20 protein-coding genes are annotated in these 21,683 nt (G+C 70.3%); 10 read left to right on the top strand and 10 right to left on the bottom strand.

The window, feature by feature from the left end; genetic code table 11:
* Positions 1 to 30: 30 nt before the first annotated feature.
* The 4 genes from GWK61_RS21405 to GWK61_RS21390 all read left to right on the top strand — a co-directional run bounded on the left by GWK61_RS21405 (position 31) and on the right by GWK61_RS21390 (position 3,963).
* Positions 31 to 903 (top strand): MaoC/PaaZ C-terminal domain-containing protein, encoded by an 873-nt coding sequence (locus GWK61_RS21405; RefSeq protein WP_194910710.1) that lies wholly within the window; start codon positions 31 to 33, stop codon positions 901 to 903.
* Between the two features lie 56 nt (positions 904 to 959).
* Positions 960 to 1,799, top strand: a complete 840-nt coding sequence (locus tag GWK61_RS21400; RefSeq protein ID WP_194910708.1) for an SDR family NAD(P)-dependent oxidoreductase — start codon at positions 960 to 962, stop codon at positions 1,797 to 1,799.
* A gap of 143 nt (positions 1,800 to 1,942) precedes the next feature.
* Positions 1,943 to 2,920 carry an aldo/keto reductase gene (locus GWK61_RS21395; protein ID WP_194910706.1) on the top strand — a complete coding sequence of 326 codons (978 nt, stop codon included), beginning with the start codon at positions 1,943 to 1,945 and terminating at the stop codon, positions 2,918 to 2,920.
* Between the two features lie 47 nt (positions 2,921 to 2,967).
* Positions 2,968 to 3,963 carry an aldo/keto reductase gene (locus GWK61_RS21390; protein WP_194910704.1) on the top strand — a complete coding sequence of 332 codons (996 nt, stop codon included), beginning with the start codon at positions 2,968 to 2,970 and terminating at the stop codon, positions 3,961 to 3,963.
* A gap of 43 nt (positions 3,964 to 4,006) precedes the next feature.
* Here the strand turns inward: GWK61_RS21390 and GWK61_RS21385 are convergent, their stop codons facing one another.
* Positions 4,007 to 4,903 (bottom strand): Sco1979 family transcriptional regulator, encoded by an 897-nt coding sequence (locus GWK61_RS21385; RefSeq protein ID WP_194910702.1) that lies wholly within the window; start codon positions 4,901 to 4,903, stop codon positions 4,007 to 4,009.
* Positions 4,904 to 5,025: 122 nt separating this feature from the next.
* Between GWK61_RS21385 and GWK61_RS21380 the strand changes: the two genes are divergently transcribed.
* A complete protein-coding gene (locus GWK61_RS21380) occupies positions 5,026 to 5,853 on the top strand; it encodes an SAM-dependent methyltransferase (RefSeq protein ID WP_194910700.1) in 828 nt (275 codons plus the stop codon).
* A gap of 136 nt (positions 5,854 to 5,989) precedes the next feature.
* Positions 5,990 to 7,156, top strand: coding sequence for a glycoside hydrolase family 88/105 protein (locus tag GWK61_RS21375; RefSeq protein ID WP_194910698.1), 1,167 nt, complete (start codon positions 5,990 to 5,992; stop codon positions 7,154 to 7,156).
* A gap of 60 nt (positions 7,157 to 7,216) precedes the next feature.
* Here the strand turns inward: GWK61_RS21375 and GWK61_RS21370 are convergent, their stop codons facing one another.
* From GWK61_RS21370 to GWK61_RS21340, 7 genes are read right to left on the bottom strand one after another with little or no spacing between them, the layout of a single operon-like run.
* Positions 7,217 to 8,587 (bottom strand): alkaline phosphatase family protein, encoded by a 1,371-nt coding sequence (locus GWK61_RS21370; RefSeq protein ID WP_194910697.1) that lies wholly within the window; start codon positions 8,585 to 8,587, stop codon positions 7,217 to 7,219.
* On the bottom strand, positions 8,584 to 9,753 hold the full coding sequence (gene eboE, locus GWK61_RS21365) for a metabolite traffic protein EboE (RefSeq protein ID WP_194910696.1): 1,170 nt from the start codon (positions 9,751 to 9,753) through the stop codon (positions 8,584 to 8,586). The genes GWK61_RS21370 and eboE overlap by 4 nt, the downstream gene beginning before the upstream one ends.
* A 2-nt stretch (positions 9,754 to 9,755) precedes the next feature.
* Entirely contained in the window at positions 9,756 to 10,616 is an 861-nt protein-coding gene (locus GWK61_RS21360; RefSeq protein WP_194910693.1) for a TatD family hydrolase, read from the bottom strand.
* Positions 10,616 to 11,242 (bottom strand): EboA domain-containing protein, encoded by a 627-nt coding sequence (locus GWK61_RS21355; RefSeq protein ID WP_194910691.1) that lies wholly within the window; start codon positions 11,240 to 11,242, stop codon positions 10,616 to 10,618. The genes GWK61_RS21360 and GWK61_RS21355 overlap by 1 nt, the downstream gene beginning before the upstream one ends.
* Positions 11,239 to 12,090 (bottom strand): sugar phosphate isomerase/epimerase family protein, encoded by an 852-nt coding sequence (locus GWK61_RS21350; RefSeq protein WP_194910687.1) that lies wholly within the window; start codon positions 12,088 to 12,090, stop codon positions 11,239 to 11,241. The genes GWK61_RS21355 and GWK61_RS21350 overlap by 4 nt, the downstream gene beginning before the upstream one ends.
* Positions 12,087 to 12,965, bottom strand: a complete 879-nt coding sequence (locus tag GWK61_RS21345; RefSeq protein WP_194910686.1) for an SCO3242 family prenyltransferase — start codon at positions 12,963 to 12,965, stop codon at positions 12,087 to 12,089. The genes GWK61_RS21350 and GWK61_RS21345 overlap by 4 nt, the downstream gene beginning before the upstream one ends.
* The gene (locus GWK61_RS21340) at positions 12,965 to 14,161 is read right to left on the bottom strand and encodes an inositol-3-phosphate synthase (RefSeq protein ID WP_194910685.1); all 1,197 of its coding nucleotides are present in this window, start codon (positions 14,159 to 14,161) and stop codon (positions 12,965 to 12,967) included. Before GWK61_RS21340 ends, GWK61_RS21345 begins: the two co-directional genes overlap by 1 nt.
* A 263-nt stretch (positions 14,162 to 14,424) precedes the next feature.
* Here GWK61_RS21340 and GWK61_RS21335 point away from each other — a divergent pair, with 263 nt between their 5' ends.
* Positions 14,425 to 17,010: a PQQ-dependent sugar dehydrogenase gene (locus tag GWK61_RS21335; protein WP_194910684.1), complete on the top strand. Its 2,586-nt coding sequence runs from the start codon at positions 14,425 to 14,427 to the stop codon at positions 17,008 to 17,010.
* 101 nt (positions 17,011 to 17,111) lie between these two features.
* Here the strand turns inward: GWK61_RS21335 and GWK61_RS21330 are convergent, their stop codons facing one another.
* Complete coding sequence (locus GWK61_RS21330) at positions 17,112 to 17,627, bottom strand: hypothetical protein (RefSeq protein WP_194910683.1); 516 nt, start codon at positions 17,625 to 17,627, stop codon at positions 17,112 to 17,114.
* Between the two features lie 174 nt (positions 17,628 to 17,801).
* On the opposite strand from GWK61_RS21330, the gene GWK61_RS21325 reads away from it, so the two are divergent.
* From GWK61_RS21325 to GWK61_RS21315, 3 genes are all read left to right on the top strand, one after another.
* A complete protein-coding gene (locus tag GWK61_RS21325) occupies positions 17,802 to 18,302 on the top strand; it encodes a GNAT family N-acetyltransferase (RefSeq protein ID WP_194910681.1) in 501 nt (166 codons plus the stop codon).
* Between the two features lie 69 nt (positions 18,303 to 18,371).
* Positions 18,372 to 19,412 (top strand): ornithine cyclodeaminase family protein, encoded by a 1,041-nt coding sequence (locus GWK61_RS21320; RefSeq protein WP_194910680.1) that lies wholly within the window; start codon positions 18,372 to 18,374, stop codon positions 19,410 to 19,412.
* A gap of 19 nt (positions 19,413 to 19,431) precedes the next feature.
* Positions 19,432 to 21,069 carry an aromatic amino acid lyase gene (locus GWK61_RS21315; RefSeq protein WP_194910679.1) on the top strand — a complete coding sequence of 546 codons (1,638 nt, stop codon included), beginning with the start codon at positions 19,432 to 19,434 and terminating at the stop codon, positions 21,067 to 21,069.
* Here the strand turns inward: GWK61_RS21315 and GWK61_RS21310 are convergent.
* Positions 21,034 to 21,683, bottom strand: a 650-nt coding sequence (locus GWK61_RS21310; protein ID WP_194910678.1) for a polysaccharide deacetylase family protein, incomplete at its 5' end; no start/stop codon positions are given. The genes GWK61_RS21315 and GWK61_RS21310 overlap by 36 nt on opposite strands.

The following is a 21,683-nucleotide window of genomic DNA, read 5'->3' as shown; positions in this document are numbered from 1 at the left end:
CAACGCGGCGACCGCAAGGGGGCGACGGCAATGAGCTTCAACCTGGAGGCGCTCGGCGTCTGGACCGAGCAGAAGCACTTCACGGTCGAGCGGGAACGGATCGCCGCCTACGCCGCGGCGACCAACGACCCGATCGCCGAGCACCGCGCGGGCGACCTGGCGCCGCCGGTCTTCGCGGTGGTCCCGGCCTTCGACTCCAGCGCCGAGGCGGTCCTGGCGGTGGCCCCGCCGGAACTGCTGATGATGCTGGTCCACGGCGAGCAGGACTTCTTCTACCACCGCCCGATCACTCCAGGCATGGAGCTCCTGACGCGCTCGGCGCCGCTGGGCGTGCGCCAGACCTCGGCCGGCGTCGTGGTCGCGGTGAAGTCCGAGACCCGCACCCCCGACGGCGACCTGGTCAACGAGCAGTGGATGTCCACGTTCTTCCGCGGCGCGCAGGACCAGCAGAGCGCCGGCGAACAGGCCCCGCCCCACGCCTTGGACGACGCGCTCCGCGCCGAAGCGCCAGTCGGCCAGGCGAAGCAGCACGTGGACGAGGACCAGACGGTCCGCTACGCCGAACCGTCCGGCGACCACAACCCGATCCACCTGGACCCGGACTTCGCCCGGGCCGTCGGCCTGCCCGGCATCATCAACCACGGGCTGTGCACGATGGCGTTCGCCTCGCACGCCGTGAGCTGTATCGCCCAAGAAACCTGTGTCGCCGAGGCCGACCCTCGCAACCTGGAGCGGCTGGCCGTACGCTTCGCCAGGCCGGTGCTGCCCGGGCAGGACATCAGCACTCGGGTGTGGGCGGCGGCGGGGTCACGGGCTGGATCGCACGGCTTCGCCTTCGAAACGTCCTCCGATGCCGACCAAGTCGTGATCAAGGACGGCCTGGCGCTCTTCCGCCGGCCCTGAGCAGCACCGAGCTTTATCAGTACACAACCATCACGTCATCTACCAAGGAGCAGTACATGGGAGTCCTGGACGGCAAGGTCGCGATCGTCACCGGATCGGCGCGCGGCATCGGCCGTGCCACCGCCGACCTGTTGGCCGCCCAGGGCGCCAGCGTCCTGATCAACGACCTGGACGGCGACGTCGCCGCCGAGACCGCGGCCGAGATCGCCAAGGCCCACGGCACCGACACCGCGGTGTTCGCCGGCGACCTCACCGCCGAAGGCGTCCCGGAGGCCCTGGTGGCGAAGGCCGCGGACACCTTCGGCAAGATCGACATCCTGGTCAACAACGCCGGCTACACCCTCGACAAACCGATCCACACCATGTCCGACGACTGGTTCCAGCGCATGCTGGACATCCACACCGTCGTCCCCTTCCGCACCATCCGAGCCGCCGCCCCCTACTTCCGCGACCCGGCGAAGAAGGAGCGCGAGCAGGGCATCGAAGTCTTCCGCAAGATCGTGAACGTCTCCTCCGTCAGCGGCACCATGGGCAACGCCGGCCAGGCGAACTACTCCGCGGCGAAGTCCGCGGTAGTCGGCCTGACCAAGACCCTGGCCAAGGAATGGGGCCAGTTCAAGGTCAACGTGAACGCCGTAGCCTTCGGCCACATCGAAACCCGCCTCACCGCCGCCAAGACCGACGAGAACACCATGGAGATCGGCGGCGAGACGGTGCAGCTGGGCATCCCCGAGGCGATGGTCGGCGCCACCAGCTTCCTGATCCCCCTGGGGCGTCCCGGAACGCCGGAGGAGGCTGCGGGCGGCGTGTTCTACCTGTGCTCGCCGTGGTCGAACTACGTGTCGGGCCAGGTGCTGAACGTCACGGGCGGGCAGTGGATCGGGATGATGTCTTAGTTCTTCGGTTCGTTGCTTCGGGGCCGCCTTCGGGCGGCCCTTTCGCGTGCCAGGTAATACCAGGGCCTCCCACGCAGCGCATCGGACGTGTTCGATGGGCATCGAGATCGAAATGCGATCAAACTGGGAAGGCGGACACCGACATGGACAAGCGACTCCTGGGCAGCGGCGGGCTGGAGGTCTCCGCGGTCGGGCTGGGGTGCATGAGTCTGCACACGCGGGAGGATGCGCTGGCGGTGCTCCGGCGTGCCGTCGACCTGGGCGTGACCTTCTTCGACACGGCTGAGGTGTATGGGGCGCGGGCGAATGAGGAGTTCGTTGGTGAAGCGCTGGCGCCGGTGCGGGATCAGGTGAATATCGCGACCAAGTTCGGGTTCGAGGTCTCGGACGGGCGGCCGGCGGGGCTGAACGGGTTGAACAGCCGGCCCGAGCACATTCGGGAGGTCGTCGACGGCTCCTTGAGCCGCCTGCGGACCGATCACATCGACCTGCTCTACCAGCACCGGGTCGACCCCGGGGTGCCGATCGAGGACGTCGCCGGGACCGTCAAGGAGCTCATCGCGGCCGGCAAGGTCGGGCACTTCGGCCTGTCCGAGGTCGGGGTGGAGGTGCTGCGACGGGCGCACGCCGTGCAGCCGGTCACCGCTCTGCAGAGCGAGTACTCGCTGTGGTGGCGGGAGCCGGAGCAGGAGATCCTGCCGGTCCTGGCCGAGCTCGGCATCGGCTTCGTGCCGTTCAGCCCGCTGGGCAAGGGCTTCCTCACCGGGAGCATCACGTCGGCGGCCGACGTGTCCGGGGCGGGCGACCGGCGGACGATCTTCCCGCGCTTCGCCGACGAGACGATCCAGGCCAGCCAGGGCCTCGTCGAGCTCCTGCGGGTGGTCGCCGAGCGGCGCGGCGCGACGCCCGGGCAGGTCGCGATCGCGTGGATCCTCGCCGTGCAGCCGCACGCCGTGCCGATTCCCGGCACCCGGCGCATCGAGCGGCTGGAGGAGAACGTCGGCGGGGCCGGCGTCACGCTCACCAGCGAGGACCTGGCCGAGATCCAGGACGCCGCCGCGGCGTTCGAGCTCACCGGGGACCGCTACCCGGAGGCCATGCAGAAGCTCATCAACCGCTGAGAAGACGAAGACAGAAGAAGCGAAGAAAGAAGACGAAAGGGAGCCCCATGCAGTACACCCGCCTCGGAACCTCCGGCCTCCAAGTCAGCCGCATCGCCCTGGGCTGCATGAGCTTCGCCACCGGCGGCCAAAGGGCCTGGACGCTCGACGCGGACCAGGCCGACCCGATCTTCCGCCAGGCCGTGGACCTGGGCATCACCTTCTGGGACACCGCCAACATCTACGGCAACGGCACCAGCGAGGAGATCACCGGCCAGGCGATCCGCCGCTACACCAAGCGCGAGGACGTCGTCCTGGCCACCAAGCTCTTCGCGCCTATGGGTGAGGGCCCCGGCGGCCGCGGCCTGTCCCGGCGCGCGGTGTTCGAGCAGGTCGACGCCTCGCTCAAGCGCCTGGACACCGACTACGTCGACCTCTACCAGATCCACCGCTTCGACCCGAACGTGCCGGTCGAGGAGACCATGGAGGCCCTGCACGACGTCGTCAAGGCCGGCAAGGCCCGCTACCTCGGCGCCTCCAGCATGTGGGCGTGGCAGTTCTCGAAGATGCAGTACACCGCCGAGCTGCACGGCTGGACCAGGTTCGTCTCCATGCAGGACCAGTACAGCCTGATCATGCGCGAGGAGGAGCGGGAGATGTTCCCGCTGCTCGCCGACCAGGGCGTCGGCTCGATCCCGTGGTCGCCGCTGGCCGGCGGCCTGGTGACGCGGCCCTGGGGCGAGAAGTCCACGACCCGCGGCCAGAACAGCCCGCAGGCCGACTCGATCGGCACGCCGCTGTTCCTGGACAGCGACCAGGGCACCGTCGACGCGCTCCAGAAGATCGCCGAAGCCCGCAACGTCCCGATGGCGCAGGTCGCGCTGGCCTGGGTGCTGCGCAACCCGGTCGTGGCCGCGCCGATCGTCGGGGCGACCAAGCCGCACCACTTCACCGACGCCGCCGCCGCGCTGGACGTGCAGCTCACCGACGATGAGGTGACCGCGCTCGAAGAGCACTACACGCCGCGCAAACCCACGTATTACGGCACGCCGTCAGGCTACTGAGTCGCTGAAGCAGGGTCACTGAAGCAGAGTCACCGAAGCAGCATCACAGCCCGTTGATCACGTCGTTGAAGAGCCCGACCGTGTCAGGAGCCGGAATCGCGTCCAAACACAACTGATCCATGACCGTCGCGTAGACGTCGAGGTCGTCGGCCTTGTCCAGGTAGGTGGCGCTGGTGAGCTGTTCGAGATAGACGATGTCCGGCAGCGCCGCCTCCGGGAAACGCAGGATGCTGAAAGGCCCGGCGCCGGCGTCGGCGTACCGCGGGCTGCGGTGGGACGGCACCACCTGCACCGTGACGTGCGGCAGCCGAGACAGCTCCAGCAGATACTCGACCTGCGCCCGCATCGGCCCGCCGCGCCCGCCCGGCGGGTTGCGCAGCACGGCCTCGTCCAGGACCGCCCACACCTTGGGCGGGCGCGACCGTCGCAGTACCCTTGCCCGGTTCATCCGCAACGCCACCCGGCGCTCGACCTCGACCGGATCGGCCAGCGGATGCCCCAGCCGGATCACCGAACGGGCGTAGTCCTCGGTCTGCAACAGACCGGGGACCAGGCGGGTCTGGTAGCAGCGGATGACCGAGGCGGCGTCCTCCAGACCGAGGTACGCCTCGAACCAGCCGGGGACCACGTCGGCGAACTCGTGCCACCAGCTCTGCGCGTTCGCCTGGTCCATGAGCTCCAACAGCATGGCGCGCTCGGACTCGTCGCAGACCCCGTACAAAGTCAGCAGGTCCGCGACGTCGCGCGGCTTGAAGCTTATCCGCCCCAGTTCCATGCGGCTTATCTTCGAATCAGAGCCGCGTATCGCGTAGCCCGCCGAGCCCCTGCTGATGCCCGCGGCCGTGCGCAGACGGCGCAACTCGGCCCCCAACAGGATCCGCGGGACCGTCGGGTTTCCCAGGCTGTTGTCAAGGGCCTGCTCACCGCGATCGGCCGCCATCTGCGTCCCCTTCCTTGCGCACACCACTGTACCCACAACCCCTCAACCCATGAACACGCACGGCGCCGGGAATCTGTGTTAGGAATAAGAGTGTCAGAGCCCGGAGATAGAAAGAAGCCACGATGACCGGCGAGCCCGAGATCCCTGAGGCGCAGGACATACCCAGGATCGACACCACCGTGCCGCACTCGGCCCGGGTCTGGAACTACTGGCTGGGCGGCAAGGACCACTACGCGGTGGACCGCGAGGCCGGCGACCAGTTCGCCGCCGTCTACCCGGGGATCTTCGACCTGGCCCGGCTCTCCCGGTACTTCCTCGGGCGCGTCATCCGGCACCTCGCCGGCGAAGTGGGGATCCGCCAGTTCCTGGACATCGGCACCGGGCTGCCCACCGCCGACAACACCCACGAGGTCGCCCAGCGGGTCGACCCCGAGGCCCGCATCGTCTACGTCGACAACGATCCGCTGATCCTGGCGCACGCCAACGCGCTGCTGATCAGCGACCCGCGGGGCGCCACCGCCTACATCGAGGCGGACCTGCTGGACCCCGACACGATCATCCGCGAGGCCCGCAAGACCCTCGACTTCGACGAGCCGGTCGCGCTGATCCTGATGCAGGTGCTCGGCCACGTGTCGAACGCCGACGACGACGCGCAGGCCAAGTCGATCGTCAATACCCTGATGCAGGCGCTGCCGCCGGGCAGCTATCTGGCTCTGAACGAGAGCGCCATCACCAACGAGGCGAACGCGAAGGCCACCGCGCTCTACAACGAGAGCGGCGGCGCGCCGTACTACCTGCGCGAGCCCGAGCAGATCGTCGGGCTGTTCGACGGGCTGGACGTGGTGGAGCCCGGCATCGTGCCGATCCAGCTCTGGCGGCCGGATCCCAACCCGTTCGGCGAGCCCGCCGACGTCGGGGTCTGGGGCGGGACGGCGCGCAAGCGCGACTAGAGCGGGGCTCGCCGCACCTGCCACTTCGCCGCGCGCCTGCGCGGACAAACGTGTAAGGATCCTTGACAAGAATCCTCTGGGCCGATACATCGTATATCGTATGGCGATTCCGTCGACGTGTCGGAAGGGTCCTGATATGCGAAGATCCAGAGTCCGTGTTCTGCGACAGTACCTGCTCATGCTCCTGGCGACCGCCCTGGCCGCCGCCGGCGCGGTGCCGGCCAGGGCCGCGGCGACCACCGACTGGTCGGTCGCGGTGGTCAAGTCCACGATGCAGCGCTTCACCCCGGCCACCATCGGCGGCTGGTCGTACCCCGTCGGGCTCTACCTCTACGGCCAGTACCAGGTCTACCTGCGCACCCACGATGCGTCGTATCTGACGTATCTGAAGGCCTGGGTCGACCGCTTCGTCGCCGCCGACGGCACCATCAAGCAGAGCTTCAGCAGCCTGGACAGCATGCTCGCCGGGCGGCTGCTGATCATCCTGCACCACGAGACCGGCCAGTCCCGGTACGCGGTCGCGGCGGCGACGATCCGCCACCGCCTGAACACCTACCCGCGCACCTCCGACGGCGGGTTCTGGCACGCCGACACCTCCTCCCGCGCGCACCAGCTGTGGGACGACGGGCTGTACATGGTCGTGCCCTTCCTCGCCGAGTACGGCAAGGAGTTCAACGACCCGGCCGGCGAGGCCGAGGCGGTCAAGCAGCTCACCGTCTACGCCAACCACCTGCAGCAGCCCAACGGCCTACTCCAGCACGCCTACGACGAGTCCAAGACCGCGAGCTGGGCCAACCCGACGACCGGGCTGTCCCCGGAGCAGTGGTGCCGGGCGAACGGCTGGTACGGCATGGCGGTAGTGACCGCGCTGGACGACGTGCCGACCACGCAGCCGGGGCGGGCCACGCTGCTCGCGGACCTGAGCCGCTTCGCCGCCGGACTGGAGAAGTATCAGGATCCGGCGACGGGGCGGTGGTTCCAGGTCATCGACAAGCCCACCGGTGCCGGGAACTGGACCGAGACGTCGTGTTCCAGCATGAACGCGTACACGCTCTCGCGAGGCGCGCAGCAGGGGTACATCGACTCGCATTACACCGCATTGGCTCAAAAGGCGTACCACGGCGTACTCGCGAGGCTCTCGATCGGGAGCAACGGCTTGACGAACCTGACGACCATCTCGATCGGGACGAACGTCGGGAACTATGCGTACTACATCGGCCGGACCCAGGCCACTAACGACTTCCATGGGCTGGGCTCGTTCCTGATCATGAACGAGCAGCTGCGGTCACCAACAGGATCCTGATACACGCCGAAACCCCCGACCGGTGCCGAGCAGTGGCTCGGCACCGGTCGGGGGTGCGCGTCACCGCCGCGAAGCCAGCCCTAACATCAGCCCCTTCACATCACTCGCCGCGAACCCCTCCCGCTCGAACTCCGGTCGCGAGCACAGCAGCACCGGGCCGTCGTCCGCGCTGTCCGGCAGCCGGCCGTGCGACCCGCGCACTGCCGAGGCGTCGAGCCCGACGACGTCCATCCGGTACCGCAGCCCCGCCTTCTTGCGGGCCAGGGCCTTCGCGGCGCGGATTCTGGCCGCAGTCGGGTCCGCCGGGTCGAAGAAGAGTTCCATCGGGTCGTAGCCGGGCTTGCGGTGGATCTCGACGGTCCTGGCGAAGTCGGGGGCCCGGTCTTCACGCTGCCAGTAGTAGTAGGTGAACCAGGCGTCAGGGTCGGCGACGGCGATGAGATCGCCGGCGCGGGCGTGGTCGATGCGCAGCTTCTCCTTGCCCTCCGCGCCGTGGACCTCGTCGACTCCGTCGAGCTCTGCGATGGCGGCGCGGGCCCGCGACAGGTCCGCGGGGTCGGCGACGTAGATGTGCGCGATCTGGTGGTCGGCGACCGCGAAGGCACGGGACGCCCACGGATCCAAGTACTCCATGCCGTCCTGCGTGTGCACTTCCAGCAGCCCGGCGGCGCGCAGGGCCCGGTTGACGTGCACCGGCCTGGAGGCTGGCGTAATGCCGTACTCGGAGACGCACAGCAGGTCGTCGCCCCGCGCGCGGCAGGCCTCGATCAACGGCCTGACAGCCCTGTCCACCTCGCCCGCGGCGGCGATCACCCGAGGATCGCCGGGGCCGTAGCGCTGGAGGTCGTAGTCCAGGTGCGGGACGTACACCAACAGGACGTCGGGCCGATGCGCCATGAGGATCCGCCCCGCCGCCGCCACGATCCACTGCGTGGACTTGATCGACGCGGTCGGCCCCCAGTAGTGGAACAGCGGGAAGTCCCCGAGCCGCCTGGTGAGCTCGTCGTGCAGCTCTGGCGGACGCGCGTAGAAATCAGGGTCCTTGCGTCCGTCCGCTCGGTAGATCGGCCGCGGTGTCACCGTCCAGTCCGTCGCGGCGCCCATCGCGTACCACCAGCAGACGTTCGCCACGGTCGCACCGGGGCGCTCGCGGCGCAGCGCGTCCCAGAACAGGTCGCCGCCGACGAGGCGGTTGTGCTGGCGCCACAACAGCGGCTCGCCGAGGTCGCGGAAGTACCAGCCGTTGCCCACGATGCCGTGCTCCGCCGGATCCGCGCCGGTCAGCATGCCGGCCTGCACGCTGCACGTCACGGCCGGGAACGAGGGCGTCAGCCGGGCCTGGAACCCGGTATCGGCCACCGACCGCAGCGCCGGCGTGTGACGGAGCAGCCGGGGCGTCAGCCCGACGACGTCGAGCACCACCAGCGTCACGGCTTCGCCTCCAACCCGGCCCGCACGAGCCCGGCCCGCGCCCACGCCACCTCCGCGGCGATCCCCCGCGCCAGCTCCTCGGCGCCGCCGGGGCGCTCGCCGTCGGGCAGCACCTGCCACGTGTACGTCTCGACCTCGACGTGGTCGGTCACCGCCGTGTCGCCGCCGAACATCTCCATCAGCGTTCTGATCAGCACCTCGTGCGTCCCGGACAGCGGCGGGGCGACCTCGGCGTGCAACGGGACGTGGAAGTGCACCCGCCACGGGGCCGCCCCGGGCAGACGATCGCCACGCAGCGCCTCGTCGAGGTCGTCGGTGCCGCACAATCGGCCGGCCACCGATTCCCGGGTCTGGTGCAGATAGCGCGGTTCGACGAAACGCGCCAACGCGCTCAGCGTCGCCGGATCAGAGGACTGTGACGCCTCCAGCGCGGCCGACGCCTGGAGCTTCACCACCGGGATCCCGGCATCGGCCAGCATCGTCAGCGCCGCGGCGGGATCCTCGTGCGCGACGGCCAGATGAGCGGTGTCGACGCACACGCCGAAGTGCGCGGGATCGAACCCGGCGAGCGCCTTCACCGCGTGCTCCGTCCGTTCGATCACGCAGCCCGGCTCCGGCTCGAAACCGACGCGGATCACCGCGCCGGTGCGGGCGGCCAGGTCCGCGAGGTGGTCGCCGACCAGGTCCACGTGCCGCCGGGCCAGGTCCCGCGCCGAGTCCGGCCACGGATCCCGCCACCCCAACGGCAGCGTCGAGATCGACCCCCGGGCCGCGTCGTGGGGCAGCAGCCCGGCCAGCACCGTGGCCAGGTCGACGGTGTACTCGGCACGCCGGCGGTCCGACCAGTCCGGCCGGTAGACCCGGTACTTCACCGCCGCGTCCCCGAACCCCGAGTAGGGGAAGCCGTTGAGTGTCACCACCTCCAGGCCGCGCACGGCGAGCTCGACGGCCAGGCGCGTGGTCGCACTGGGATCGGCGGCCAGTCCGGCCGCGACGTCGCGGGCCAGCCACAGCCCGATCCCCAGCCGGTCGGCCCCGAGCGAGAGCCGCACGGGCTCGGCGTAGACCGCGAGCTGCTCCAGCACCCCGGCGACGTCGTCGACCGGGTGCACGTTCGCGCAGTACCCGAGATGCACGGCAGTGCCGTCGGCATGACGCAGGCGCACCGCTACTCCCCCACCTCTCCACGCCGCACCGAGCTGCCCCGGAAGCTCTCGGGCACCGGACCCGGCTCCTCGTCGAGCACCAGGCGGCCGCTCTGGCCGTAGAACTCGACCGGATTGCGCCACAGCACCCGGTCCACGTCCTTGTCGTCGAACCCGGCGGCGAGCATCGCCTCGGCGGTGCGGACGGTCTTGAGCGGATCGCTGCGTCCCCAGTCGGCGGCGGAGTTCACCAGGATCCGCTCGGTCCCGTGTTCGCGCAGGACCGCGACCATCCGGCGCTCGTCCATCTTGGTGTCCGGATAGATCGAGAACCCGGCCCAGCACCCGGCCTCCAGCACCGAAGCGACCGTCAGTTCATTGAGATGGTCGAGCAGCACCCGCCCCGGCGGCAGCCCCGACTCGCGCACCACGTCCAGGCTCCGCCGGGTCCCGGCCCGCTTGTCCCGGTGCGGCGTGTGCACGAGCACGGGCAGATCGTGCCGCAGCGCCTTGTCGAGTTGGATCGCGAACACCTCGTCCTCCTGCGGCGTCATCGAGTCGTAGCCGACCTCCCCGACCGCGACCACCCGGTCCTTGGCCAGGTAGCGGTCGAGCACGTCGAGCACCTCCCGGCAGCGGGGATCGTTGGCCTCCTTGGGATTCAGCGCCAGCGCGCAGTGGTGCCGCACGCCGAAACTCGCCGCGCGGAACGGCTCCCAGCCGAGCAGCCCGTCGAAGTAGTCGACGAAGCTGCCGACCGAGGTCCGCGGCTGACCGAGCCAGAACGCGGGTTCGACCAGCGCCCGGATGCCTGCCGCGGCCATCGCCCGGTAGTCGTCGGTGGTCCGCGAGGTCATGTGGACGTGCGGATCGAAGATGCGCATCAACTGCTCCTGAGCCGAGGGAATCGGGCGAGAATCAACCACACGTCGTCGGGAACCGCGCGCCCGGCCACGGATCGCTCCCGGACGAAGTCGTCCAGCATCCGGGCCAGTTCCGCGTCGGCGCGGTCCGCCAGCCCGGACACCGCGGCCAGCGGGATACCGCAGAACACTGCTTTGAGGATCGCCTGGCGATAGGCGGACGGCGTCAGACGCCGCGCACCGTAGCGGCCGAGCGCGGCGGTGATGAGTCTGGTGTCGTTGGTACGCAACGCGTCCTCGACGATCGCCAACCCGCCGTCGCCGACGTCGATGAAGTCCAGAGCCAACAGGACCGCGCGCTTCTCGTCGGCGTCGCCGTGGTCGTAGAGGCCGCGAAGCTCACGGGGGACCGGCCACGCCATCGAGGCCAGGACGAGCACGCGGGCCGCGTCGTCGGTGCGCCAGCCGTCCGAGTGCGGCAGCGGCGCCCGACCGCAGGCCCGGGCGGCCGCGGGGAACAGGATCTGAAGCTCATCACGGTCTCGGGCGACCTGCCGACGCGCGCCGGCCAGCCATTCCCGCGCGCGGTCCGAAGCTCCGGCCGAGAAGACGGCTTCGAGATCGCATACTGAGATCGGGCCCGTCATGCAGATTCCGCCGCCTTCCGCAGGAACGTCAACGATTCGGCCGCCACGCGTACGGCGGCGTGGGAGTGGCGTGGCAGCTCGACGGAGACCAGGCCGGTGTATCCGGCCTCTGACACCGCCCGCAGCACCGGCGGGAAGTCGATCTCCCCCTGGCCGAACTCCAGGTGCTCGTGCACGCCTCGGCGCATGTCGTCGATCTGCACGTTGACCAGGAAGTCCGCGACCCCCGCGACGCAGTCGGCGACCCGGACCGGCTCCACGCACCGGCAGTGGCCGATGTCCAGCGTCACGCCGAACCCGTCGGGGCGGCCGAGGACGTCGCGCAGTTCGGCGAACCGGTCGAGGGTGTCGATCGCCATGCCCGGCTCCGGTTCGAAGCCGAGGACGACGCCCGCGTCCTGTGCCGCGGCGAGCACCGTCTGGCAGCCCGCCGCCAACCGGTCGAGGACGGTCGCACTGTCGCAGTCCCCTGACGCTGTCCCACTCCAGAACGACACAGCCTGCGCACCGAGATCAGCGGCGATCCGCACCGCGCGGGTCAGCAGATCGACGCGCGCCGCCCGGCCTTCGGGCTCCGCGGACACCAGCGTCGGCTGGTGTTTGCGCCACGGATCGAGCAGGTAGCGCGCGCCGGTCTCGATGACGACGTCGAGCCCCAGCCGGTCCAGGAGCCGGGCCAGCGCCGAGACGCGCGCGGCGAGGCCGGCGGCGTAGGGGTCCAGGTGCTGGTGGTCCAGGGTCAGCGCGACACCGTCGTACCCGAGGTCGGCCAGGATCGCCAGGGCGTCTTCGATGCGGTGGTCGGCGAAGCCGTTGGTGCCGTAGCCGAAGCGCGTCATGTCCGTCATGTCGGAGACACCGTGCGGGCCAGGCGGCGCGCGAGCGGGCCGGCCGCGGCGATCGGCAGGGCCGCGAGGGGTTCGCCGCGGCCGGCGATGAGGGATGCCTGCAGCGGCATCAGGCTCATGATTCCCGCGCCGACGGCCTTGCGGACGACGTCGGCGCGGCCGTCACGGGCGACCGCAGCCTGTGCGCCGCCGAAACGCCACGTGTACAGGCCGGCGAGCGCCGCGGCGAAGGCGCGCTGGGGTCGCGGCGTGGATCGTCGGCCGCGACCGAGTACGGCCAGCGCGCCGCCGGCCGCCGTGCCGCTCAAGGCCGCCGTCGTCGCGGCGACACGCCGGGACGCGCCGTGCACCTCGCCGCGGCTGAGCACGGTGACGGCCAGGGTGTGCGCGCCGACGACGGCCGCGGCCGGTGCCGCGGCTCGCAGCGCCCCGACACCCGCGCCCATGAGCACGTCCAGGCTTCGGGCGGCGGCCATCACGGCCGGGCCGCAGGTCCGGTCCTTGTACGCCAGGTCGTATCCCCACACGGCGGCGGCCAGCGGGACGGCGACCGTCAGGGTTCGTACTCCCCCGGACAGCGCCGCGATGCCGAGTCCGGCGGCGGTCAGGCCTCCGGCGATCGCCAGGGCGGTCCCGGGCCGGACCCGGCCGGAGGGCAGCGGCCGCTCGGGCCGCTCGAAGACGTCGACGAACCGGTCGGCGTGGTCGTTGAGCGCCATCCCGGCCCAGTACAGGCACACGGAGGCGGCCGCGGTGCCGCAGGCGCGCGCGCCGATCGGCCGCCCGGCCGCGGCGGCTCCGGCGAACACGTCGCCGGGCACGCTGAAGGCCGCCGGGGCCCGGAGCAGTTCGACCAGTGCCCTGGTGTCGGCCATCAACAGCCTGCCACCGAGGCCGCCCAAGCCAGCAGCGCCTCGTACTGGCTCGCCAGCCGGTAGTCGACGTCCGCCCCGGGCCCGGCCGGGACCGGGTCCTTGAAGAAGAACGCGGCCGGGGCGAACGCGCCGACCGCGCCGCCGTCGTGGGCTCTGGCGAGCAGCCGCGCCAGGTCCAGCACCAGCGGCGCGGCCAGCGCCGAGTCGCAACCCTGCCAGGTGACTTGCAACGTCATCCGGACGCCGCCGAAGCCCTCGAACCCGATGTGGTCCCACGCCGTCTTCCATCCGCCCTGCGTGGGGACGTTGTCGATGTGCGTGCGGCCCTCGACCGGCGTGCCGAGCAGCCGGTCCAGACCCCGGCGTTTCGAGACGGTCTTGCTCGCCGCGGCTCCGGCATCGGCGAGGGTCGCGCCGTCGCCGCCGCCGAGCAGGTTGGTCCCGGACCACGAGCGGACCCGCAGAGCACGCGAGGTGAACATCGGCGCGAGCGCGGAGACGAGCAGCGTCTCGCCGGTCTTCGCGTCGCTGCCGGCGTAGGGGACGCCGACCGACCGGGCCAGCTCGTCCAGGGCGGGCGATCGCGCGCCGGTCGACGGCGTGAAGTCCACGTAGGAACAGCCGGCCCGCATCGCGGCGTAGGCGTACTGCGAGCTCGGCGCGAGCTCCGCCTCGTCCCGGTCCAGCGCGGCCTCCAGCTCGGCCAGGCTGTGCTGCCAGGGCTGTTCCGGGGTCGGCGGCTCGGTCGACGCCACGTTGACGACCACGACCCGGCGCAGCCGCCGGGCGGTCCGGAACTCTTCGATGTCGGCGATCAGGCTCCTGATGCGCTCCCGGACCGGCCGGTCGTCGGAGGCGGACGGCGGCACCGACCGGATCGCGTCGTCGGCCGCGCGCAGCCCGTCGGCCACGGCCGCGAGGATCCCGGCCGGGAGCACCCCGTCGGCGGCGAGCTCGGCCGCCTGTTTCAGGACGCTGACGTCGCTGACGTCATGGCCGCCGAACACCAGGTCCGCGTAGTCGGGAAGCCCGGCCGCGGCGAACTCCGGCGCCGCGGTCACGCAGCCGATCGGCTCCAGCAGCCCGGCTCGCAGCGCGGCGGCCCCGGCGATCGCGGTCACCGCGACCGAGCCCCGGGCGCCCACCAGCCAGACGCCGGTCGCCGCCGGGATCTCGTCCGCATCCGAGAACGTCATCGTCGTCACCCTCCGCCAGCCTTCCGCCAGCCCTCCGCCAGATAGTTAGGTAACTTTCCTAACCGGATGGCACCGTAGCGCCGGCCCGCAGGCCCGTCAATGCCCGGTGAGCGCCATAGGAACCCGCAAATCAGACCCTTGACGGACCGAAACGTATCTCATATATTTCCCAGCGTTTCTCGTTAGTAATCTTTCCTAACTCGTCGGAATCCACCGGGTGAGGAGATCGGAACGTGAGAAGACCAAGGCTCCAAAGACCACGGATGACAGGCCTGCTCCTGCGATCGGCGCTGGCCGCGGCCCTGACGCTGCTCGGGGTGTACGCGGTCGCCGGGAACGCGGTCGCGACACCGCCGACCGGCTTCTCCGACACCGTCGTCGCCAACGTCACGCTGCCGGTCGGGCTGAGCTTCACCCCCGACGGCCGCATGCTCGTGACCACGAAGCCGGGCGAGCTCTACGCCTACAGCACCGCCGGCGCCCAGACGCTCGCGCTCGACGGATCCGGCTTCATCTGCGCCAAGCAGCCCGGCCAGGACGAGCGCGGGATGCTCGGCGTCGCGGTCGATCCGGCGTTCGCCGCCAACGGCTTCATCTACGTGTACTACAGCCACAGCACCAACGGCAGCTGCTTCAACCGGGTCTCGCGCTTCACCCTGGACGCCACGGACCACGTCGTGGCCGGCAGCGAGAAGGTGCTGATCGACGGCATCCAGGGCGACGGCTTCCACAACGGCGGCGACCTGGTCTTCGGCAAGGACGGCGACCTGTACGTCTCGGTCGGCGACGGGCACTGCCTGGAGGGCTGCGACCCCTCGAACCAGGCCGCGCAGGACCTGACCAAGCTCAACGGCAAGATCCTGCGGATCAAGCCGGACGGCACGATCCCGGCCGGGAACCCGTTCAGCGGCTCGGGCACGGCCCGCTGCGCCACCGGTCCCATCAGCTCCGGCAAGTGCCAGGAGATCTACGCCTACGGCTTCCGCAACCCGTTCCGGATCGCCCAGGACCCGAACGCCTCCGGGACGCGGATCTTCGTGGACGACGTCGGCGAGAACACCACCGAGGAGATCGACCTGCTGAAGGTCGGTGGGAACTACGGCTGGCCGAACTGCGAGGGGCCGTGCAGCCCGTCGAACCCGAAGTACGTCGACCCGTACTTCTCCTACGCCGACAACATGGGCGGCGGCCGCGGGTCCATCACCGGCGGCGCGTTCGTGCCGAACGGGGCGTGGAACCCGTCCTACAACGGTGACTACCTGTTCAGCGACTACGTGAAGAAGAACCAGTACCTGATCAACGCCACCGGGACCAGCGGCACCGGCTTGAAGACGTTCTCGGCCGGGGCGGCGGGGATCTCGATGTGGTTCGGACCGCAGAGCCCGGGCGGGACCGGCACGCAGCAGGCGCTGTACTACACCGACCTGATCGGCGGCACCGTCCACAGGGTGACGTCGGGGACGACGACGCCGAACGCCTCGTTCACCACCAACGCGGCCGGCGGGCTGCTCAACTACTGCTCGACGCACGCCACCACCGCGGGCAAGCCGCCGTTCACCGTGTCCTTCGACGGATCGGCGAGCAGCGACCCCAACGGCCGCGCGCTCACCTACAAGTGGGACTTCGGCGACGGCGCCACGGCGACCACCACGACGCCGACGACCACCCACACCTACACCACGGTCGGCAACTTCACGCCGAAGCTGACCGTGACCAACAGCGCCGGCGGCACTTCGGCACCGGCGACCGGCACGGTCCGCACCGACGACGCGCCACCGGCGCTGACCATCAGCTCCCCGACCCCGACCAGCACGTTCACCGTCGGCCAGACCTACACCCCGTCCGGTTCCGCGGTCGCCGGCAGCGGCGCCACCCTCCCGGCTTCGGCGCTGACCTGGCAGGTGTGGCTGTTCCACATCAACCACGTGCACCCGGTGCTGGACCCGGTGGCCGGCGACGGGGCGACGTCGTTCGTCGCACCGCCGGCGGAGGAGTTCTCGGCGATCAAGGGGAACAGCCGGCTGCTCGTCTGCCTGTCGGGGACCGACGCGAACGGCGTGACACAGACGATCGAACAGGACTTCAATCCTCAGCTCGTACACATCAGTCTCGCGTCGCAACCGTCCGGGCTGAAGATCGGGATCGCCGAGGACGACGTGGACCCCGGCGGCACGGTCACCACCCCGGCGACCGTCACCTCGTGGGCCGGCTACCAGCTGCACCTGACCGCGCCGAACCAGACCGACGCCTCTGGCGCGGCGCAGACGTTCGCCTCCTGGTCCGACGGCGGCGCGCAGACGCACGCCGTCACCCCGACCGCCGACACCACGTACACCGCGACGTTCACGCCGAGCACGTGCTCGTCGGCGCAGCTGCTGACGAACCCGGGCTTCGAATCCGGGGCGACCGGCTGGACGCAGACCTCGACGCTGAACCTCAGCCCGATCACCAAGGCCACGTCGGCGGAACCGGCCCACTCGGGTTCTTACGTCGCGTGGTTCGACGGGAACGGGAGCAAGGACACTGACACCATCTCGCAGACCGTCGCGGTGCCCTCGGGATGCAAGGCGACGCTGTCCTACTGGCTGCACATCGACTCGACCGAGAAGACCACGACCGCCAAACCCGACACCTTCACGGTGCAGGCGGTGAACTCGGCCGGCACGGTGCTCGGCACACTCGGCACCTTCTCCAACCTGAACAAGGCCTCGGGCTACGCGCAGCGCACCGCGGACCTGTCCGCCTACGCGGGACAGAGCATCGCGCTGAAGTTCATCGGCGCCGAGACCGACAAGAACGGAGGTACCACCAACTTCATCCTCGACGACACGTCGCTCACCACACAGTGACGTCCGCTTGAGCGAGCAGAACCGGCGTCCGCTGCGTGCGGGCTCCGGTTCTGCCGTGCCGATCGAAGTCCTCGCAATACCCTGACAGTTCGGATACCTCGCTAATTCGGCGCGACGCGGATCGACGCCTTCCGCAGCCAGCGCGACGACACCCTCCGCACCTTGACCACGGGCTCGAACGGCCGCTTCGGGGCGGCCGGTGGCACGTCGACGGGCGTCTGCGGCGTCGGCCGGGTCGTGCCGTTGATCTCGGCGATGGCCTCGACCCGGTCCGGCTGCAGCGCGTCACCGCGACCGGCCTCCGCCCAGGCCGCGACCGCGTCCAGCCGCGTGATCTGCCGGCCGCCGGCCTCGGGCCGGTAGCGGACCACGGCGCCTCCGGGCACCGCCGTGACCCAGCCGCCGGGGAACCTCAGCTCGTACAAGCGGCCGACACTGACGGCATCAGTGTGCAGAGACAGCTCACCGCTGACCGGATCGAGCGCCGCGATGACGAAGGGCGGCGTCAGTTCCAGCACCGCAGCAGGCCGCGCGGCCAACGCGGCGGCCAGCGGCAACGCAGCCTTCGAAGGCTCCAGGTCACCGACGACGTGCTCATAGCCGAGTGGCAAGTACAACGACGCGGCGCACAGGTCGGCGCGCTCGGCCCCGGACGGCCACCGCCACCGCGACTCGGCCTCGTCGAAGACTCCCCGTGTCCGAGCCCACCTCGATAGCTCGATGCTCGATATATATCGAGCCCGGACCCATCGAGTCAATGGCCGGACGGCGGGCCCGGCTAGCATGATCAGATGATTGAGGTCAGGTTGGCCGTCCCGGCGGACGGGGACGCGCTCGGACGGATTCATTCCGCGTCCTGGGCGGTCGCCTATGCTCCGTTCTTTGATCCCGAGTTCGCCGCCCGAGGCGTCGAGGACCGGCTGGGGCGCTGGCATGAACGGATCACCGACGAGGACGGCACGTTGCTGGTCGCGTCCGTCGACGGCCGCCCGCTCGCCCTCTCCTACTGCGTACCGTCGCCGACCCGGCCGGGATCCGCGGAGATCTTCAGCTTCTACAGTCACCCGGACGGCTGGGGCACCGGCGTGGCCGCCGAACTCATGACCCACACCTTGCGCCACCTGCGCGAACGCGGATTCACACACGTCCATCTGTGGACACTCCGGGACACGCCGCAGTCGCGCCGGTTCTACAGCAAGTCCGGGTTCGCCGAGACCGGTGCCGTGACCACGCACGATTTCGGCGACGGGAACCCGCTGGAGCAGGTGGAATACCAGCGGGCCTGCTCCTGATGCGCGGGCCGGGATCCGGACCGCGCCCTGACCACAAACCCACCAGCGTTCGGTAGGACGGGATCACCTATGCACCCTCATCAGGCCCAGCACGACGGCAAAGACGGCATCTGGCTCAGGTTCCTGTCCGGCCCGGACGTCGAGGAGCTGGGCATCGGCCAGGCGGAGATCATCGACGCCGTCGAGAACGTCGTCGCCGCGCACGGCCGCGGCGAGACCGTGTTCGAGCCGCGCACGCACCTGGTCCCGAACAACGGCGGGGTCGGCCACTTCAACGTGCTGCGCGGGCACGTCTCCACCCTCGGCGACCACGGCGTCAGCGGGGTGAAGGTGGTCGGGGACTTCGTGCCGAACTTCCAGCTCGGGCTGCCCAGCGAGCTGGCGCTGCTCACCCTCTACGACCCCACCAACGGCATCCCGCGCGCCATCATCGACGCCACCTTCATCACCGAGGCCCGTACCGGCGCCATGACCGCGGTCGGCGCCCGGCACCTGGCCCGCCCCGACGCCCGGGTACTCGGCCACGTCGGCGCGCGCGGCACGGCGTTCTCCAACGTCACGATGCTCGACTCGCTGTTCGACCTCGACGAGATCCGGGTGACGAGCCGGCGTCCCGAGTCGCGCGAGGCCTTCGCCGAACAGCTGCGCGCGGCCACCGACACGCCGGTGCGCGTCGTCGACAGCGCCGCCGAGGCGTTCGACGGCGCGGACATCCTGGTCGAGGCCACGCGGCTCACCGAGCCGTCGCCGGTGCTGCATCCGGGGCTGGTGAAGCGGGGGGCGTTCGTCGTGCCGTATGGGACGGTCAGCGCCGTTTCGGAGGACCTGCTCGACGTCATGGACAAGGTCGTCGTCGACGACTGGCGCGAGGCCCAGTCCGGCCGGTTCGGCGCGCTGCGGCATCACGTGGACAGCGGCAAGCTGTCCATGGAGACGCTTTACGCCGAGCTCGGCGCGGTGGTCTCGGGTCAGAAGCCCGGGCGGGAGAATCCGGAGGAGCGGATCTTGTTGTGGCATCGCGGGCTGTCGATTCTCGACGTTGCGGTCGGCCAGCTGATTCTGGAGCGGGCTGAGCAGGCTGACGTCGGCACGATGCTGCGGTATCGGTGATATGACGCGCCGTGATCCCTTGGGCCAGTTCGGAGAGCCCGGACAGCCTGCGCAGCAGCCGGGCGGTCGCCTCCGCATCGGGTCGGCCGCCGATCTCGGGGCAGCTGAGGTCCTGCGGATCGCACGCGTCGGCGCCGTCCCGGAGCTATCCGCGGAGTTGACCGGCCGGATCGCGGCGCGGCGTGCCCAAGTTCGGCACGCTCTGGAGTCCGGGGATCCGGTATACGGCGTCAACACCGGAATGGGCGCCCTCAGCGAGCGTCGGCTCGGCGAGGCGGAGCAGGCGCGGCATCAGGAGGCGTTGATGCTCGCGCGGTCTGCGGGCGGCGCGCCGTGGCTGACGAGGGAGGAGACGCGAGCGGTTCTCGCGGTGCGGCTGCGGACGTTCCTCAACAACGACAGCGGTGTCAGTGCGGCGCTGTGCGAGCAGCTTGCCGCGATGCTCGCGCACGATGTGCTTCCGGCGATTCCGCGGAGCGGGCTGGGCAGCGCCGGCGAGATCCTGGCGCTGGCGCATTTGGCCGCGCCGATCAGCGGTCGGGGCTTGGTTCTGGCCGATCCTCGCTTCGGTGCTGCCACTGCCACTGCGGAGTCGGTCCCGGCGGATGCGCTGCCGGTCGCGGCCGACGCGGAGCCTGTCCCGGCTGAGGCCGCGCTCGCGGCTGCGGGTCTCGCGCCATTGCGGCTGGGCCCGAAGGAGGGCGTGGCGCTGATTCAGGGCGTGCCGGTGACAACGGCTTTGGCGATTCTGCGTGCCGAGGATGCCCGTGCGCTGCTGCGTCAGAGCTTGGCGATCGTGGCGGCGGAGTTCGCGTTGACCGGCGCGGCGTACGACGCGATCGACCCAGTGCTGGCGCGGGGAGACGAGGTGCTGGGGCGGGTGAGCGCCGAGTTGTTCGCGCTGGCCGGGACGCAGGTGGCGCCGCGCGCTCTGCAACCGCCTGTGTCGTTCCGGGTTTCCGGCCAGGTGCTGGCACACTTGGACCGCGCGGTGACAATGCTGGACGCGGCCGTCTTGCGCGCGCTAGAGGGCATCACCGACTCCCCGGCGTATGTGGAGCAGGAGGACGGCGGCGGCCGTTTCCTGGGCACGGCGGGCTTTCACGGGTACGACCTCGCGGCGCACCTGCACATCCTGACGGTGGCGGTGATCGGGGCCGCGGAGCTCGGGGCGACGCGGCTGCACCGGATGCTCGATCCCAAGACGAGCGGCCTGAACGCGCAGCTCTCCCCCGACCCCGGTCCGCACACTGGACTGTCGCCGGTGCACAAGCGGGCGGTCGGCGTGGTTCACGCGCTGCGCCGCTTCGCCGTGCCGTCGACCGTCGGGACGATGGAGACGTCGGCGGGCCAGGAGGATGCGCAGACGTTCTCGGTCGAGGCGGCAGAGGACTGCCGGTTGGCGAGCGAGGGCTTGCGCGAAGTGCTGGCATGCGAGTTGCTGGCGCTACAACAGGCCCGGGGCCTGGGTGCCCGGCTCCCGCACGACGCGGACCGGCTAGCCGGGGCGCTGGACGAGGTGGCGGCCGTGCTGCCGTCCGGGACCGGGGACCGGTTCTTCGGACAGGACGTCGGGAGGTTGGTAGAGCTGCTGGCGCAGGGCTGGCCGCGTTTCGACTTCTTAAGGCTGAACGAAGTGGTAGCCAGCTTCGAGTAGCTGCGGCAGGAACCTCTGTAGCGCGGCGACTGTTTGGGAGCGGTCCCCGCCGCCGTCGTGCTCCAGGATGATAGAGCCGGTCTTGGTGTGACTCATGACGTTCTGGACAATGTGGTCGGTGCCGGGGCGTGACCAGTCGCGCGGATCGACAGACCAGTCCAGGGGCCGCAGGCCCAGCTTGGCGCAGACCTCGAACACGGTCGGGGACCAGTTGCCGCCGGGGGCACGGAACAGGACCGGCTGCTTCGCGCCGCCTTTGGTGATCGCGTCGTTGGTGCGCTCGATCTCAGCGGCTATGTGTGCAGCCGTCATCTTCGACAGGTTCGGGTGGGTCCAGGTGTGATTCGCCACCAGATGACCTGCGGCGCTGACCTCGGCCACCAGCGAGGCGTGCTTGTCGGCACTCTCGCCGATCATGCAGAACGTCGCCGCGATCTTGTACTGCGCCAGCAACGCCAACACCTGCGGGGTGTACTTGGAGCTGGGCCCGTCGTCGATGGTCAGGGCTATCGCCTTGTCACCCTCGTGCACATAGAACTGCGGGGTGCCGGCCGGAGGGGGCGGGTCCTGCCCGGTGGCGCCGGCCGGCGGGGTGTTGTCCGGCGGCGCGGAGG

It is taken from the genome of Catenulispora rubra, assembly GCF_015356825.1.
In the GTDB taxonomy this organism is placed as follows: domain Bacteria; phylum Actinomycetota; class Actinomycetes; order Streptomycetales; family Catenulisporaceae; genus Catenulispora; species Catenulispora rubra.
Note: the sequence above shows the minus strand (reverse complement) of the source record. Positions and strands in the feature narration are given on the sequence as shown.

Bases quoted from the DNA above. Each gene is read 5' to 3' on its own strand.
- GWK61_RS21405 (WP_194910710.1), top strand. From the start codon at position 31: ATGAGCTTCAACCTGGAGGCGCTCGGCGTCTGGACCGAGCAGAAGCAC.
- GWK61_RS21400 (WP_194910708.1), top strand. From the start codon at position 960: ATGGGAGTCCTGGACGGCAAGGTCGCGATCGTCACCGGATCGGCGCGC.
- GWK61_RS21395 (WP_194910706.1), top strand. From the start codon at position 1,943: ATGGACAAGCGACTCCTGGGCAGCGGCGGGCTGGAGGTCTCCGCGGTC.
- GWK61_RS21390 (WP_194910704.1), top strand. From the start codon at position 2,968: ATGCAGTACACCCGCCTCGGAACCTCCGGCCTCCAAGTCAGCCGCATC.
- GWK61_RS21385 (WP_194910702.1), bottom strand. From the start codon at position 4,903: ATGGCGGCCGATCGCGGTGAGCAGGCCCTTGACAACAGCCTGGGAAAC.
- GWK61_RS21380 (WP_194910700.1), top strand. From the start codon at position 5,026: ATGACCGGCGAGCCCGAGATCCCTGAGGCGCAGGACATACCCAGGATC.
- GWK61_RS21375 (WP_194910698.1), top strand. From the start codon at position 5,990: ATGCGAAGATCCAGAGTCCGTGTTCTGCGACAGTACCTGCTCATGCTC.
- GWK61_RS21360 (WP_194910693.1), bottom strand. From the start codon at position 10,616: ATGCGCATCTTCGATCCGCACGTCCACATGACCTCGCGGACCACCGAC.
- GWK61_RS21355 (WP_194910691.1), bottom strand. From the start codon at position 11,242: ATGACGGGCCCGATCTCAGTATGCGATCTCGAAGCCGTCTTCTCGGCC.
- GWK61_RS21350 (WP_194910687.1), bottom strand. From the start codon at position 12,090: ATGACGGACATGACGCGCTTCGGCTACGGCACCAACGGCTTCGCCGAC.
- GWK61_RS21345 (WP_194910686.1), bottom strand. From the start codon at position 12,965: ATGGCCGACACCAGGGCACTGGTCGAACTGCTCCGGGCCCCGGCGGCC.
- GWK61_RS21340 (WP_194910685.1), bottom strand. From the start codon at position 14,161: ATGACGTTCTCGGATGCGGACGAGATCCCGGCGGCGACCGGCGTCTGG.
- GWK61_RS21335 (WP_194910684.1), top strand. From the start codon at position 14,425: ATGACAGGCCTGCTCCTGCGATCGGCGCTGGCCGCGGCCCTGACGCTG.
- GWK61_RS21325 (WP_194910681.1), top strand. From the start codon at position 17,802: ATGATTGAGGTCAGGTTGGCCGTCCCGGCGGACGGGGACGCGCTCGGA.
- GWK61_RS21320 (WP_194910680.1), top strand. From the start codon at position 18,372: ATGCACCCTCATCAGGCCCAGCACGACGGCAAAGACGGCATCTGGCTC.